The 14,145-nt window shown below is 71.8% G+C and carries 14 protein-coding genes; 9 read left to right on the top strand and 5 right to left on the bottom strand.

What is annotated here, in order from left to right:
• Window positions 1–85: 85 nt before the first annotated feature.
• The 5 genes from ACZ4W5_RS29095 to dnaA form a co-directional block, all read right to left on the bottom strand.
• Entirely contained in the window at window positions 86–625 is a 540-nt protein-coding gene (locus tag ACZ4W5_RS29095; protein WP_465657847.1) for a DciA family protein, read from the bottom strand.
• A 164-nt stretch (window positions 626–789) separates the two neighbouring features.
• The gene (recF, locus tag ACZ4W5_RS29090) at window positions 790–1,923 is read right to left on the bottom strand and encodes a DNA replication/repair protein RecF (protein WP_465657846.1); all 1,134 of its coding nucleotides are present in this window, start codon (window positions 1,921–1,923) and stop codon (window positions 790–792) included.
• Window positions 1,924–2,012: 89 nt separating this feature from the next.
• The gene (gnd, locus tag ACZ4W5_RS29085) at window positions 2,013–2,888 is read right to left on the bottom strand and encodes a phosphogluconate dehydrogenase (NAD(+)-dependent, decarboxylating) (RefSeq protein WP_360242834.1); all 876 of its coding nucleotides are present in this window, start codon (window positions 2,886–2,888) and stop codon (window positions 2,013–2,015) included.
• 212 nt (window positions 2,889–3,100) lie between these two features.
• On the bottom strand, window positions 3,101–4,231 hold the full coding sequence (dnaN, locus tag ACZ4W5_RS29080) for a DNA polymerase III subunit beta (protein ID WP_360242831.1): 1,131 nt from the start codon (window positions 4,229–4,231) through the stop codon (window positions 3,101–3,103).
• Between the two features lie 953 nt (window positions 4,232–5,184).
• The gene (gene dnaA / locus ACZ4W5_RS29075) at window positions 5,185–6,984 is read right to left on the bottom strand and encodes a chromosomal replication initiator protein DnaA (protein ID WP_360242828.1); all 1,800 of its coding nucleotides are present in this window, start codon (window positions 6,982–6,984) and stop codon (window positions 5,185–5,187) included.
• A 355-nt stretch (window positions 6,985–7,339) separates the two neighbouring features.
• Here dnaA and rpmH point away from each other — a divergent pair, with 355 nt between their 5' ends.
• From rpmH to ACZ4W5_RS29030, 9 genes are all read left to right on the top strand, one after another.
• A complete protein-coding gene (rpmH, locus tag ACZ4W5_RS29070; RefSeq protein ID WP_030059672.1) occupies window positions 7,340–7,477 on the top strand; it encodes a 50S ribosomal protein L34 in 138 nt (45 codons plus the stop codon).
• 18 nt (window positions 7,478–7,495) lie between these two features.
• On the top strand, window positions 7,496–7,924 hold the full coding sequence (gene rnpA / locus ACZ4W5_RS29065) for a ribonuclease P protein component (protein WP_360242825.1): 429 nt from the start codon (window positions 7,496–7,498) through the stop codon (window positions 7,922–7,924).
• Window positions 7,921–8,235, top strand: a complete 315-nt coding sequence (gene yidD, locus ACZ4W5_RS29060) for a membrane protein insertion efficiency factor YidD (RefSeq protein ID WP_316522234.1) — start codon at window positions 7,921–7,923, stop codon at window positions 8,233–8,235. The genes rnpA and yidD overlap by 4 nt, the downstream gene beginning before the upstream one ends.
• 3 nt (window positions 8,236–8,238) lie before the next feature.
• Window positions 8,239–9,393 carry a membrane protein insertase YidC gene (gene yidC / locus ACZ4W5_RS29055; protein ID WP_360242821.1) on the top strand — a complete coding sequence of 385 codons (1,155 nt, stop codon included), beginning with the start codon at window positions 8,239–8,241 and terminating at the stop codon, window positions 9,391–9,393.
• 67 nt (window positions 9,394–9,460) lie between these two features.
• Entirely contained in the window at window positions 9,461–9,991 is a 531-nt protein-coding gene (locus ACZ4W5_RS29050; protein ID WP_465657844.1) for a Jag family protein, read from the top strand.
• Between the two features lie 159 nt (window positions 9,992–10,150).
• Window positions 10,151–10,978, top strand: coding sequence for a 16S rRNA (guanine(527)-N(7))-methyltransferase RsmG (gene rsmG, locus ACZ4W5_RS29045; RefSeq protein WP_360242817.1), 828 nt, complete (start codon window positions 10,151–10,153; stop codon window positions 10,976–10,978).
• Between the two features lie 262 nt (window positions 10,979–11,240).
• Window positions 11,241–12,218, top strand: coding sequence for a ParA family protein (locus ACZ4W5_RS29040; RefSeq protein ID WP_360242813.1), 978 nt, complete (start codon window positions 11,241–11,243; stop codon window positions 12,216–12,218).
• Entirely contained in the window at window positions 12,215–13,291 is a 1,077-nt protein-coding gene (locus tag ACZ4W5_RS29035) for a ParB/RepB/Spo0J family partition protein (protein WP_360242810.1), read from the top strand. Before ACZ4W5_RS29040 ends, ACZ4W5_RS29035 begins: the two co-directional genes overlap by 4 nt.
• A 133-nt stretch (window positions 13,292–13,424) precedes the next feature.
• Window positions 13,425–14,042, top strand: a complete 618-nt coding sequence (locus ACZ4W5_RS29030; protein WP_360242915.1) for a GNAT family N-acetyltransferase — start codon at window positions 13,425–13,427, stop codon at window positions 14,040–14,042.
• The last annotated feature ends 103 nt before the right edge of the window (window positions 14,043–14,145 follow it).

Raw genomic sequence — 14,145 nt, 5'->3', positions numbered from 1 at the left:
GGGCCGGAGGCGCCTGGAAGGGCCGTCAGGGGTTCCGGAAGATCGCGGTCCGATCCCGGCCGGGGCCGATCGCCGCCGGCCGGGCTCAGCCCCAGGTGTCGCCCGGGCCCTTGCTCCCCGGCGCGCGCAGCCGGCCGTAGCCGCGGGCCGGCGCGGCCGGGCCGAGCACCTTAATGGTGCGGACCGTGCCGTGGCCCAGCTCGTGGTTCAGACGGGCCACCAACTGCCGTGCCAGCCAGCGCAGTTGGGTGGCCCACGCAGTGGAGTCGCACTGCACGGTGAGCACCGCGGCGGCCTCGTCGTAGGAGGAGGGGTGGCAGTGCGCGGCGATGTCCGGGCCGACGATCTGCGGCCAACGGCCCATCACCCCGCCGACCGCGGCCGAGGACTCCCAGCCGCGCTCGGTCAGCAGCCGGTTCAGCGCCGCCCCCAGCGGCACCGGGTCGCGGCCGTCCGAGCGGGCGCCGCTGCGCAGCCCGTGCCGCTTCGCCTCGCGCTTCTGCTGGACCTGCTCACCGCGCTGACGGGCCTGGGCCCGGGCCGCCCGCAGCGCGGATCGGGCGAGGTCGGCACCGGTGGGCTCGGCGGTGCCGGGGCCGGGGGAGGTCTCCGCCGAATCGCTCACGGCGATCTCCTTTCCCCAGCCTGTGGACAACCCGATGAGCCGTCCAGCCTACGGGAGCGCGCGCACGCCGGACGTCGGCACCCGCCGCGGTGCGGGTGCCGACGGCAAGGCTTCGGTTCGGTAAGGGTCGGGCCGGTACGGGTCGGGCCGGTACGAGTGGGGGCTCAGGCGTCGATCCGGCGCACGGCGCCGTCGGAGACCGCGAAGCGGGCGCCGGCCAGCGCCTTCGGCACGTCCTCGGCCACCGCCGCGGTCACCAGCACCTGCTCGCCGTCGGCCACCAGCTCGGCCAGCCGGTCCCGGCGGGCGGCGTCCAGCTCGGCGAACACGTCGTCCAGCACCAGCACCGGCTCACCGCCGTCGGCGCGCAACAGCTCGTACGAGGCCAGCCGCAGCGCCAGCGCGAACGACCAGGACTCGCCGTGGCTGGCGTAGCCCTTGGCCGGCAGCGGGCCCAGCTTGAGCACCAGCTCGTCGCGGTGCGGGCCGACCAGGGTGATCCCCCGCTCGACCTCCTGCTTGCGGACCGCCTGCAACGCCGCCAGCAGCTGTTCCTCGGCCTGCTCCCGGCTGCTCGGCAGCTCGCCCTCGAAGGAGCTGCGGTACTCCAGGACGGTCTCCCCGCCGCCCGGGGCCACCCGGCCGTACGCCGCCGTCACCAGCGGTTGCAGGGCGGCCACCAGCTGGATCCGGAAGGCCGTCAGCTCGGCCCCGGCGCGGGCCAGGTGGCCGTCCCAGACCTCCAGGGTGGACAGGTCGGCCCCCTTGCCGCCGCCGGCCCGGCGGGCCATCGCGGCGGTCTTGAGCAGGGCGTTGCGCTGCTTGAGCACCCGCTCGTAGTCCTGTCGGACCCCGGCCAGCCGGGGTGCCCGGGCGGTCAGCAGCTCGTCCAGGAAGCGCCGGCGCTCACCCGGATCGCCCTTGACCAGGCTGAGGTCCTCGGGGGCGAACAGCACGGTGCGCAGCAGGCCCAGCACGTCGCGCGGGCGGACGTTGTCGGAGCGGTTGATCCGGGCCCGGTTGGCCTTGCCCGCCGTGAGCTCCAGCTCGATCAGGGTGGAGCGGCCGCGGTCCACCACCGAGGTGCGGATGACCGCCCGCTCGGCGCCCAGCCGGATCAGCGGGGCGTCGGTGGCGACCCGGTGGCTGCCCAGGGTGGCGACGTAGCCGATCGCCTCGACCAGGTTGGTCTTGCCCTGGCCGTTGGGCCCGACGAAGGCCGTCACGCCCGGGTCGAGGGGAACCTCGGCCCGGGCGTACGACCGGAAGTCGGCGAGCGACAGGTGCGCGACGTGCATGGCTGTGGACTGCGCCCGCCTTCTGTGTCTGGGGCTACCCGGCCGGGGCTACCCGGGGAACGGCCCCCGGGGCCCCGGCCGGTTCTCGGTTACTTGGACTCGACCGCGTGGCCGCCGAACTGGTTGCGCAGCGCGGCGATCATCTTCATCTGCGGCGAGTCGTCCTGACGGGAGGCGAAGCGGGCGAACAGCGAGGCGGTGATCGCCGGCAGCGGCACGGCGTGGTCGATCGCGGCCTCGACGGTCCAGCGGCCCTCGCCGGAGTCGGCGGCCCAGCCGCGCAGCTTGTCCAGGTGCTCGTCGTCGTCCAGGGCGCGGACGGCCAGGTCCAGCAGCCAGGAGCGGATGACGGTGCCCTCCTGCCAGCTGCGGAAGACCTCGCGCACGTCGGTGACCTCGGGGGCGGCCTCCAGCAGCTCCCAGCCCTCGGCGAAGGCCTGCATCATCGCGTACTCGATGCCGTTGTGGACCATCTTGGCGAAGTGGCCGGCGCCGACCGCGCCCGCGTGCACCGAGCCGAAGTCGCCCTCGGGCTTGAGCGCGTCGAAGACCGGCTGGACCAGGGCGACATGCTCGGCGTCGCCGCCGTACATCAGCGCGTAGCCGTTCTCCAGGCCCCAGACGCCGCCGGAGACGCCGCAGTCGACGAAGCCGATGCCCTTGGCCGCCAGCGCCTCGGCGTGCTTGATGTCGTCGGTCCAGCGGGAGTTGCCGCCGTCCACCACGACGTCGCCGGGGGAGAGCAGCTCGGCGAGCTCGTCCACGGTCGCCTGGGTCGCGGCACCGGCCGGGACCATCACCCAGACCACGCGCGGGCCCTGGAGCTTGGAGACGAGCTCCTGCAGGGTCTCGACGTCGGAGATCTCCGGGTTGCGGTCGTATCCGATGACGGTGTGGCCGGCGCGGCGGATCCGCTCGCGCATGTTGCCGCCCATCTTGCCGAGACCGATGAGGCCGAGCTCCATGACCAAATCCTTACTGTGGGGACGTGCTGGCGGCGGCGCCGTTGCCGCATCCCCGAGCCTACGCTTCCGGGGCATCCGGACTCCGCGCGGTCGGGCCGACCGGGTCGACGGGGTCGGGACGTCCACAGGCTGTGCACAACGGGTGTGCACAGCCTGTGGGTGACCGGACCGGCCGGGGTCGGCCGGAGCAGATCGCCGGCCGAGGCCGGCCGTCAGCCGGAGAGGCGGACCGGCATGATCAGGTACTGGTAGGCCTTGTCCTCCTCGGCGTCCACCGAGACCTTGCCGCTGAGCAGGGCCGGCTTGGTCGGGGTGGTGAAGCTGAGCTGGGCGAACGGGGAGTCGATGGCCTTGAGGCCCTCCTCCAGGTAGCCCGGGTTGAAGGCGATCGAGATGTCGTCGCCCTCCAGGTCGGCCTCGATCCGCTCGGTGGCCTGGGCGTCGTCGCCCGAGCCGGCCTCCAGGGTCAGCACGCCCTGCTCGAAGTTGAGCCGGACCGGGGTGTTGCGCTCGGCGACCAGCGAGACGCGCTTGAGCGCCTCCAGGAAGGGCTGGGTCTGGATCGCGGCGACCGCGCTGAACTCGGTCGGGAAGAGGCTGCGGAACTTGGGGAACTCGCCCTCCAGCAGCCGGGTGGTGGTGCGGCGGCCGGCGCCCTCGAAGCCGATCAGGCCCTCGCCCGCGCCGCCCGAGGAGAGCGCGATGGAGACGGTGTCGCCGCTGCCCAGGGACTTGGCGATGTCCTGGAGGGTCTTGGCGGGCACCAGGGCGACCGCGGAGATGTCCGACTGCTCGGGCTTCCACAGCAGGTCGCGGACGGCGAAGCGGTAGCGGTCGGTGGCGGCCAGGGTGATCCGGTCGCCCTCGATCTCGACCCGGACGCCGGTGAGCACCGGCAGGGTGTCGTCCCGGCCGGCCGCGACGGCGGCCTGGCTGACCGCGGAGGCGAAGACGTCCCCGGAGACGGTGCCGGTGGCGGTCGGCATCTGGGGCAGCGCCGGGTACTCGTCCACCGGGAGGGTGGGGAGGGTGAAGCGGGAGCTGCCGCAGACCACGCTGACCCGCTGGCCGTCGGTGGAGATCTCAACCGGCCTGTTGGGGAGGTTGCGCGAGATGTCGTTGAGCAGGCGACCGGAGACCAGCACGGTGCCGGCCTCCTCGACGTCCGCCTCCAGCTCGACCCGGGCCGAGACCTCGTAGTCGAAGCCGGACAGCGCCAGGCTGCCCTCCTGCGCGGTCAGCAGCAGGCCGGCCAGCACCGGCACCGGCGGCCGTGCCGGGAGGCTGCGGGCAGCCCAGGCCACCGCCTCCGCGAGGACGTCACGCTCCACCCGGAACTTCACCGGTAACCGCCTCCTGGATCGAGCGCTCCCGCTCGCACTCTGGTTCGTCTGATCTTGATCGTGGGTCCGCCTGTCCGCCGAGCTCTACCACTCCGCTTCCAGTCGCAAAGGACAGTCTGACGTACTCCGCCGACAGACGGGGCAGACGGGCGGAAGCGAGGCCGAACAGATGTCGGGGCGCGGTTGTCCACAGATTTCGGGACCACCCACTTTGAAAGCAGGTTCACGGTCTAACTGTGTAGCGGTAGTAGTAGGGCCTGTGGAAACCGTGGATAACCCTGTTTCCGCAGGCCAGCGCCCGGATTTTGTCCACAGTGGGTGTGGACGGCGGCTGTGGACGGGCAGGCCGCGCTGTGGACAGCCGAGCGTTACCCACAGGGCACGCTGCGTATCCACAGGTTATCCCCAGGACTGTCCCCAGATCCGGGACCGGTTATCCACGGGCCCCGGTCAACTTTACGTGACGCCTTTCACACCAGGGTATGAACGGCTGCCCAAGGTTGTCGAACTGTGGACCCCGCTGTGGACAACCTGGGGATAACCGCCCCGGCCCTGGGGACAACCGGTGGATAACCCGGACGGCCCACTGGTGGCCCGTCAATTGTCCACACCCTGTGGACAACGGTTGTGCACAAGTCCACAGGCACCTGACCTGCGCGGAAGAGCGTAGCGGCGCCGGGCCTGTGGACGAATTCTGGATAACTCCGGACTCCCCGGCCTGTGGACGGCGCGGAAGGGGCCCGGCCTGTGGACAACTGCCGTGCGCGCCCCCGGTTTTCGAATCACCGGGCAGTTGTTCGGCGCGGGCTGTGGACCGGTGGGACGTCCGTCGCGCGGATACCTGCCCGGCGGCGGCCCGGTGCACACCTGTGGATATGGCAAAAGGGCGTCAGGATCGCTCCTGACGCCCTTCCGGGGGTGCTCCGGTCCGCGCCCCAACTCGCGGGGGACGGCTAGCTCTTGATGCGGTTGGTCAGTTCGGTGACCTGGTTGTAGATCGAGCGCCGCTCGGCCATCAGCGAGCGGATCTTCCGGTCCGCGTGCATCACCGTGGTGTGGTCGCGGCCGCCGAACTGGGCGCCGATCTTCGGCAGCGAGAGGTCGGTGAGCTCCCGGCACAGGTACATGGCGATCTGCCGGGCCGTCACCAGCACCCGGCTGCGCGAGGAGCCGCAGAGGTCGTCCACACCGAGGCCGAAGTAGGCGGCGGTCTGCTGCATGATGACCTGCGCGGTGATCTCCGGGCCGGCGTCCTCGTCCCCGCCGGGGATCAGGTCCTTGAGGACGATCCCCGCCAACTCCAGGTCCACCGGCGCCCGGTTGAGGTTGGCGAAGGCGGTCACCCGGATCAGCGCGCCCTCCAACTCCCGGATGTTGCGGGTGATCCGGGAGGCGATGAACTCCAACACGTCGGCGGGGGCGTTGAGTTGTTCCTGGATCGCCTTCTTGCGCAGGATCGCGATCCGGGTCTCCAGCTCCGGCGGGGTGACGTCGGTGATCAGGCCCCACTCGAAGCGGTTGCGCAGCCGGTCCTCCAGCGTGGTCAGCAACTTGGGCGGCCGGTCCGAGGACAGCACGATCTGCTTGTTCGCGTTGTGGAGGGTGTTGAAGGTGTGGAAGAACTCCTCCTGGGTGGACTCCTTGCTCGCCAGGAACTGGATGTCGTCCACCAGCAGGATGTCCATGTCCCGGTAGCGGCGGCGGAAGGTGTCCGCCTTGCCGTCCCGGATCGAGTTGATGAACTCGTTGGTGAACTCCTCCGAGGACACGTAGCGCACCCGGGTGCCCGGGAAGAGGCTGCGCGAGTAGTGCCCGATGGCGTGCAGCAGGTGGGTCTTGCCCAGCCCGGACTCGCCGTAGATGAAGAGCGGGTTGTACGCCTTGGCCGGGGCCTCGGCGACGGCCACCGCCGCCGCGTGGGCGAAGCGGTTGCTGGCGCCGATGACGAAGGTGTCGAACAGGTACTTGGGGTTCAGCCGGGCGGCCGGCTCGTCCTTGCGGGAGCCGCCGGCCGGGGGAGCACCGGGCGGGGCGGGCACCCCGGGGACGGCGGGGCGCTCGGTCGGCGGCTCCGCGGCCGACTTCTCGGCCGGGCGTCCGCCGGAGGGCCGGGAGCCGTGTCCGCGGCGCCCGGCGCCGGTGCGGGGCTGCTCGCCGGGGCCGGGGCCGTACGCGCCGCCGAAGAGGTCGCCCTGGGTCGTGGCGGGCGGGCTGGGGAGGTGCCGCGGCGCCGGGCGGGGCGAGGGCTCCTCGGGCTCGTGGTACGGCGCCTGCGGCTCCTGGTAGCCGGGCCAGGGCTGGGCGGGCTGGCCGCCGCCGTAGGGCGCGGGGCGCTGCTCGTAGCCGCCGGTGTCGTAGCGGGGGCGCTCGTAGTCCTGCTCGTACGGCTGCTGGTAGCCCTGGTCGCCGTAGCCGGAGTCCTCCTCGGCCGGGCCCGGGTAGGGCTCGACGGGGGCCTGGGGGGCCGGCGCGGGGGTGGTGGGCACCGCGTTGGCGTCGACCATCACGGCGATCCGGACGGGTCGGCTGAGCTCGCGGCTGAGCGCGTCGGTCAGCTGGGGCAGCAGCCGACCCTCCAGCACCTGCTTGGCCCGCTCGTTCGGGGTCGCCAGCAGGGCGGTGTCGTGCATCATCCACATGGGCTGGGTGCGTTGCACCCACTGCTTGTCCATCTCCCCGACATCGGGGTCGTTGACCAGCCGCTCGACGACCCTCGCCCAGACCGGGACGAGGTCGCTGTTGCCATCAGCCACTGGTGCACGCTTTCGAAGAACAAACCAGACAAGTCCTGCAACGGTAGTCAGCGAACAGAGACGGATCAAGTCGTTGTCCACAGGCTGTGGGTAAACGGCGTCCCGAAGCAGCTGGTTTGACCCTCGGCGCCCGTCCCGCGTACCGTAACCAGGTCGAGTTGTCGATGGCCGCTGCCGCATGTCCGCGGGTCCACCCGCTCCATAAGGCGCGCAGCACGGGCGCCGTGGATTGCCTCAGACCCCAGCCGAACTGGGGCGATGGGCCGGATTTCCGAATTCCAGGGAGATCACGCGGACGCACGGTGACGGCCAAGCGACACCCCGTCATCCTACGATTCACCTCAGGAGCCCCCGAGTGAGCAAGCGCACCTTCCAGCCGAACAACCGTCGTCGCGCGAAGACCCACGGCTTCCGGCTGCGGATGCGTACCCGCGCCGGCCGCGCCATCCTGGCTGCCCGCCGTGGCAAGGGCCGCGCCAGCCTGTCCGCCTGATCCGCACCAGAGTCTGTTGTGCTGCCCTCCGAGAATCGGCTGCGGCGGCGCCAGGACTTCGCGACCGCGGTGAAACGCGGTCGTCGGGCCGGCCGGCCCCTTCTGGTCGTCCATCTCAGCAGAGATGGTGACCCGCAGGGGCAGACCGACCGGACCAGCGACTCCCGCCCGCACGTCGCCGAGGGGACTCCTTCGGCGCGTGCGGGTTTCGTCGTGAGCAAGGCCGTTGGCCCGGCGGTCGTCCGCAACCTGGTGAAGCGCCGGTTGCGCCATCTCGTTCGTGATCGTCTGTCCAGGCTGCCCGCCGGTAGCCTGATAGTGGTGCGTGCGCTGCCCCAGGCCGCGACCGCCTCGTACCAGGAGCTGGAACGCGACCTGGACGCGGCGCTCAAGCGGCTGCTGAGGGCCGAGCCCGCCGCCACGGCGCCGACGGGAGCAGGGCGATGAAGTACCTGCTGATGGGTCTGATCAGGGTCTACCAGTGGACGATCAGCCCACTGCTCGGTCCGGTCTGCCGTTACTACCCCTCGTGCTCGCACTACGGCTACGAAGCCGTGAAGGTGCACGGGGCGGTCAAGGGCGGCGGACTGACCGTGTGGCGCATCCTCCGTTGCAACCCCTGGTCACCTGGCGGGGTGGACCACGTACCGCCCCGCAAGCACCCGGTGTGGCACCGCCGGCTGCGTGATCTGCTGAGCCCCAAGAGCGGGACCGCCGAGCCGGAGCCGGTGGCGAAGCCCGATGCCCAAGGAGTCTGACCGGTGACCTTCGGTTTTCTGAGTCCCCTCTACACAGCGGTGTCCTGGATCATCGTCCAGTTCCACGCGCTGTACAGCAACGTCTTCGACCCGGACGGTGGCTGGGCCTGGGGTCTGGCCATCGCGTCGATGGTGGTCGTCATCCGGATCTGCCTGATCCCGCTCTTCGTGAAGCAGATCAAGGCGACCCGGGCCATGCAGGCGATCCAGCCGAAGATGAAGGCCATCCAGGAGCGCTACAAGAACGACCGGCAGCGCCAGTCCGAAGAGATGATGAAGCTGTACAAGGATGCGGGTACCAACCCGTTCTCCAGCTGCCTTCCCATCATCGTTCAGGCGCCCTTCTTCACCGCCCTCTACGGCGTGCTGTCCAACGTCGCCAAGGGCCACGACATCGGCGTGATCCACGGCGGCCTGCTGGTGAGCGCCGGCAAGGCGCACATCTTCGGCGCCCCGCTGTCCGCGACCTTCCTCGGCAGCCCGGAGACCAGCGTCAAGATCGTCACCGCGGTGATGATCGTCATGATGTCGCTGTCGCAGTTCGTCACCCAGCGCCAGCTGATGACCAAGAACGTCGACCTCACGGTCAAGACGCCGTTCATGCAGCAGCAGAAGATGCTGATGTACGTCTTCCCGGTCATGTTCGCCGTGATGGGCATCAACTTCCCGGTCGGTGTCCTGGTCTACTGGCTGACCACCAACGTCTGGTCGATGGGCCAGCAGCTGGTCGTGATCCACAACAACCCGACCCCGGGCAGCAAGGCCTTCGAGGAGCGCCAGGCGCGGCTCAAGAAGGCCGGCCGACTGCGTTCGGACGGTACGGAGATCAAGGGCGCGCTCTGGGGCATGCTGCCCCCGTCCAAGACGGCCATCGCCGAGGCGGCCTCCGCCGCCGCCGTGGTGGAGGAGTCGGTCCGGGCGAGCCGCCAGCAGCCCCGCCGCCAGAGCAAGGCCCAGCGCCAGCAGGCCGGTGCCGGCCAGGCGACCGAGGCGAGCGAGGCCACCCAGGTCGAGCAGGCCGCCGAGGACGCCGTCCCGGCGGACTCCGGCGCCAAGACGACGGCTGCCAAGCAGACCGCGGCCAAGCCCGGCGGCACCAAGCAGGGCACCCGGCAGCAGCCCAAGCGCGGCGGCCAGCGGCCGAAGAAGAAGTCCTGACCCGGCTTCTGCGAAGAGCTTCGTTCCCCGCCCGCCAGCCGGGCCCCATCTCCGAAGGAGTCCATCAGTGACGGAAGGCACCACCTCCGCCGTCGAGGCCGAGGACGTCGCCAGCACCGACGAGAGCGTCATCACCCGCCTGGAGCAGGAGGGCGACATCGCGGCGGACTACCTGGAGGGTCTGCTCGACATCGCGGACCTCGACGGTGACATCGACATGGACGTCGAGGGTGACCGCGCCCTGGTGTCCATCGTCAGCGACGGCAACGACCGCGCGCTGCAGCGCCTGGTCGGCCAGGACGGCGAGGTGCTGGAAGCCCTGCAGGAGCTGACCCGGCTGGCCGTCCACCGGGAGACCGGCGAGCGCAGCCGTCTCATGCTGGACATCGCCGGCTTCCGGGCCCGCAAGCGCGAGGAGCTGGCCGCCCTCGGCGCCAAGGCCGCCGAGCAGGCGAAGAGCAGCGGCGAGCAGGTCAAGCTGCGGCCGATGACGCCCTTTGAGCGCAAGGTCGTCCACGACGCGGTCGCGGCCGCCGGTCTGCGCAGTGAGTCGGAGGGCGAGGAGCCCCAGCGGTGCGTGGTCGTGCTGCCGGCCTGAGGCCGTCGGGACGATGACCGGTCGCCTCGGTGACCGGTGAGTCTTGTCGAACGCGACCCCGTCCGCCTCGTGCGGGCGGGGTCGTTGTTCCTTCTGGGATGTTTCACGTGAAACAGTGCGTTGAGCGGGTCGGTGGATCCGGAGATCGGAGAGGTCGAGATGGACACGGAGAACGCGGCCACCGGCCGTCCGGGGGCGGACGTGAACCCTGACGCGGAGGAGCGGGCCGAGCTGCCCGAGCTGGACGTGTTGGCCGAGGCGCCGGCGGCTGCCCGGGAGGTCTTCGGCGACCGCTTCGACGCCGCCGTCCGCTACACCGAGCTGCTGGCCACGGCGGGCGTCCGGCGCGGGCTGATCGGGCCCCGCGAGGTGCCCCGGCTGTGGGACCGGCACGTCCTGAACTGCGCGGTGCTGGCCGAGCTGCTGCCCACCGGCTCCACCCTGTGCGACGTCGGCTCCGGCGCCGGCCTGCCCGGCATCCCGGTGGCGCTGGCCCGCCCGGACGTCTCGGTGACCCTGCTGGAGCCGCTGCTGCGCCGGACCACCTTCCTGGAGGAGGTCGTCCGGGAGCTGGGGCTGGAGAACGTCACGGTGCTGCGCGGCCGCGCCGAGGAGATGATCGGCAAGCTCGCGGTGGACGTGGTGACCGCCCGGGCCGTGGCACCGCTGGACCGGCTGGCCGGCTGGGGCATGCCGCTGCTGCGCCCGCACGGGCAGATGCTGGCGCTCAAGGGCGACAGCGCCGAGCAGGAGCTGGCCGACTCGCGCGCCGGGCTGGCCAAGCTGGGCGCCGTCGAGTGGACCGTCATCTCGGTCGGCGAGGGCACCCTGGAGACCTCCACCCGGGTGGTGCAGGTCAAGGCGGGGGAGAGCCCCGGCGGGGTGAAGGCCGCGACCAAGCGGGCCAAGGCGGCCCGGGCCGGGCGCAACGCCGGTGCCAAGACCGGTGACCGCGCCCGGGGCGGGCGCCGCCGCGGCACCCGCTGAGGTCCTCGGTTCGGAACGACGGGCGGACGGCTCCCCTCGGAAGGGGGGAACCGTCCGCCCGTCGTCGTTCAGGTGACCGGTGGGCCTTCGGTGGGACATCGGAGTGTCGCAACGTCAGATTTCCGGCATAGCGGGCATGGTGTTTCACGTGAAACGTCGCTCTCTGCTCTCCGACGGTCTCGATTTCCGGCTCCGCCTCGGGCTCAGCCGCTTTCGGGCCGCGACTGTTGCCGCTCCGGTTTCACGTGAAACACTGAGCCCCATGCAGGACTCGGAGACCATCGACCAGATCGATGACACGCCCATCGCACGGGCTGCCCAGGCTGCGGTTCAGGCGATCGGCCGGGCGGGGGAGGGGCTGCCGCGGCCCGCCGCCACCCGGGTGATCGTGGTCGCCAACCAGAAGGGCGGGGTGGGCAAGACCACCACCACCGTGAACATGGCCGCCTCGCTGGCCATGCACGGACTGCGCGTCCTGGTGGTCGACCTCGACCCCCAGGGCAACGCCTCCACCGCCCTCGGCATCGACCACCACGCCGAGGTGCCGTCCATCTACGACGTCCTGGTCGAGGGCAAGCCCCTGGCCGACGTGGTCCAGCCGGTCGTGGACGTCGAGGGGCTCTTCTGCGTCCCCGCCACCATCGACCTGGCCGGCGCCGAGATCGAGCTGGTCTCGCTGGTGGCCCGGGAGAGCCGGCTGCAGCGCGCCATCGCCGCCTACGAGCAGCCGCTGGACTACATCCTGATCGACTGTCCGCCCTCGCTGGGCCTGCTGACCGTCAACGCCCTGGTGGCCGGTCAGGAGGTGCTGATCCCGATCCAGTGCGAGTACTACGCGCTGGAGGGCCTCGGCCAGCTGCTGCGCAACGTCGAGCTGGTGCGCGCCCACCTCAACCCCACGCTGCACGTCTCGACCATCCTGCTCACCATGTACGACGCCCGGACCAGGCTGGCCGCCCAGGTGGCCGAGGAGGTCCGGACCCACTTCCAGGCCGAGGTGCTGAGCACGGCGATCCCGCGCTCGGTCCGCATCTCGGAGGCGCCCAGCTACGGGCAGACGGTGCTGACCTACGACCCGGGCTCCACCGGGGCGCTCTCGTACCTGGAGGCCGCCCGCGAGCTCGCGCTGCGCGCGGTGGGCCAGGGCGGCGGCTCGTCGGTCGGTCAGCAGCGGGACGGCAGCGGTACGGGGCACGGCGCCCCGATGGCACAGCACGGTACGACGGAGGGTCATCAGTGAGTGGTCGCAGGGGTCTGGGACGAGGGCTCGGGGCGCTGATCGGCCCCGCAGTACCGGCCGACGGCGGGGCGGCGCAGCCCGCCGCCGCCACGTCCGCGCCGACCTCGGTGGTGGCGACCGGCACGACGTCACCGGCCTCGGTGCCGGTGCTGTCGGGCGGCCGCGCCACGGTGGCGGCCCGCGCGGCCGTCGGACGGCAGGCGGAGCAGCCGGTGCCGGCGCCGGTGCCCGGTGCCTCCTTCGCCGAGCTTCCGCTGGACGCGATCACCCCCAACCCGCGCCAGCCGCGCGAAGTGTTCGACGAGGACAAGCTGGCCGAGCTGGTGGCCTCCATCAAGGAGGTCGGCCTGCTCCAGCCGATCGTGGTGCGCCAGGTCGCGGCCGAGCGCTACGAGCTGATCATGGGCGAGCGCCGCTGGCGCGCTTCCCGCGAGGCGGGGCTGGAGCGGATCCCGGCGATCGTCCGGGCCACCGAGGACGACAAGCTGCTGCTGGACGCCCTCCTGGAGAACCTCCACCGGGCCGAGCTGAACCCGCTGGAGGAGGCGGCCGCCTACGACCAGCTGATGCGGGACTTCTCCTGCACCCACGAGGAGCTGGCCGACCGGATCGGCCGCTCGCGTCCGCACGTCTCCAACACCCTGCGGCTGCTGAGGCTCCCGGCGTCCGTCCAGCGCCGGCTGGCGGCCGGCACGCTGACGGCCGGGCACGCCCGGGCGCTGCTGCCGCTGACGGATCCCGAGGCGCAGGAGAAGCTGGCCGCGCGGATCATCGCCGAGGGCCTCACGGTGCGCAACGTCGAGGAGCTCGTCGTCCTGCTGCGCTCGGAGGAGCCGAAGGGGGAGAAGCGCCAGGCGCCGAAGGCGGGCAGGATCATCTCCCCGGCGTTCAACGACCTGGCGAGCCGGCTGTCGGACCGCTTCGACACCCGGGTCAAGGTCGAGGTGTCGCAGCGTGGCGGGAAGCTGGGCAAGGGCAAGGTGGTGCTGGAGTTCGGTTCGGTCGAGGACCTGAACCGGATCCTGGACAGCATGGCCCCGGGCGAGGACGGTCTGCGGCTGTCGCAGGGCTGAGCCGGTCGGCCGGACCGGGGGCGACGACCCGATGGGTGCATGTGCCACGTGAGCGCTGTTTCACGTGAAACATGCACCCATCGGCGTTGGTGGGGGCATGCTCGACCGTGAAAGGGAGGAGGAGGTGCGGGCCATGGGACGCCGGATCGCTCCGCTGACGCTGGACAACCTCGCGGACCTGCCGACGGGCTGCCGTTCCTGCGTGTTCTGGGAGCTGGACCCGGTCAGCGCGAAGGAGGCGGTGGAGTCGGGGAAGCCGGAGCTGGAGAAGGAGGGGTGGATCTCCGCGGTGCTGCTGGAGTGGGGGTCCTGCGGTCGGATCGTCTACGTGGACGACCGGCCGGCCGGCTTCGTGCTCTACGCGCCGCCCGCGTACGTCCCCCGCTCGCAGTCCTTCCCGACCAGCCCGGTCGCGCCGGACGCCGTTCAGCTGATGGTCAGCCGGGTGCTGCCGGGCTACCAGCGCCAGGGGCTGGGCCGGGTGCTGGTGCAGACCGTCGCCAAGGACCTGCTGGGGCGCGGGGTACGGGCGATCGAGGCCTTCGGCTGGGCGGGCCGGGTGCCCACCAGCTGCGTGCTGCCGGCCGACCACCTGCTCGCGGTCGGCTTCAAGACCGTACGGCCGCACCCGCGCTACCCGAGGCTGCGGCTGGAGGCGCGCACCACGCTCTCCTGGCGCGGCGACGTGGAGGGGGCGCTGGAGCGGCTGCTCGGCGGTGCGCGGAAGGAGCCGGCGCTGCGGCCGTTCTGAGCGGTACGACGGCGGGGGGGGGGGGGGGGGGGGGGGGGGGGGGGGGGGGGGGGGGGGGGGGGGGGGGGGGGGGGGGGGGGGGGGGGGGGGGGGGGGGGGGGGG

It is taken from the genome of Kitasatospora sp. NPDC029367, assembly GCF_055569135.1.
Note: the sequence above shows the minus strand (reverse complement) of the source record. Positions and strands in the feature narration are given on the sequence as shown.

Coding starts and splice junctions, on each gene's coding strand:
- rsmG (WP_360242817.1), top strand. CDS start 10,151: ATGGACACGGAGAACGCGGCCACCGGCCGTCCGGGGGCGGACGTGAAC.
- recF (WP_465657846.1), bottom strand. CDS start 1,923: ATGCACGTCGCGCACCTGTCGCTCGCCGACTTCCGGTCGTACGCCCGG.
- gnd (WP_360242834.1), bottom strand. CDS start 2,888: ATGGAGCTCGGCCTCATCGGTCTCGGCAAGATGGGCGGCAACATGCGC.
- ACZ4W5_RS29040 (WP_360242813.1), top strand. CDS start 11,241: ATGCAGGACTCGGAGACCATCGACCAGATCGATGACACGCCCATCGCA.
- yidD (WP_316522234.1), top strand. CDS start 7,921: ATGAAGTACCTGCTGATGGGTCTGATCAGGGTCTACCAGTGGACGATC.
- ACZ4W5_RS29030 (WP_360242915.1), top strand. CDS start 13,425: ATGGGACGCCGGATCGCTCCGCTGACGCTGGACAACCTCGCGGACCTG.